This is a genomic window from bacterium (genome assembly GCA_023150945.1).
GTDB lineage: Bacteria > Zhuqueibacterota > Zhuqueibacteria > Zhuqueibacterales > Zhuqueibacteraceae > Coneutiohabitans.
The window spans coordinates 1-522 of record JAKLJX010000109.1; the positions used below are offsets into that span (position 1 = coordinate 1).

1 protein-coding gene is annotated in these 522 nt (G+C 55.6%); it reads right to left on the reverse strand.

All coding sequences use genetic code 11. The features are described from left to right. Positions 1 to 244 precede the first annotated feature (244 nt). Positions 245 to 522: hypothetical protein (locus L6R21_28295; protein MCK6563103.1), on the reverse strand; the 278-nt coding region annotated here is incomplete at its 5' end.

Sequence of the window (522 nt, forward strand, 5' to 3'; positions counted from 1 at the left end):
GTGGGGCGAGAGGAAGCTTGTTGCGTTTGAGCCGATGATTCCGTTGCGGGCGAGGCGAGCAAAGCAACGGCAACAGCGAACCACAGAAGAATGCGGGAAAGAGGCCGCGCCCACCGGCGCGATGCCGGGCGAGGTTGCTCCTGCATGAGTACTCTCCTTGCAGCTTCAGTCAGAAAGGCCGCCCCATTCAGGGGCAGGTGAGATGAATTCTATCGAATCTGGGATGATCGCTCAAATGGAGACGTCACCCGGTACCTGAGCAGATTCGCGCAGGACGACAAAATGTGAGCTTCGCTTTTTCCGACCAGTGCATGCTGTAACGTTGTCGTACGAACTTGAAAATGAATCTTTTCCATCGGTTGGGCGTGGCGAGCAGTTGGCGATCTTCTTTGAGTTTCAGACTTTTCGCGTTACGAGGCAGTTTTTCCAACTCAACAATGCAGCAACCGCCCGGGCGCTGGTGTATTCCGATGGAAACAGACTGCGTTGTCATTCCAAGCTGCTCCACCGGCACTGCAGCCC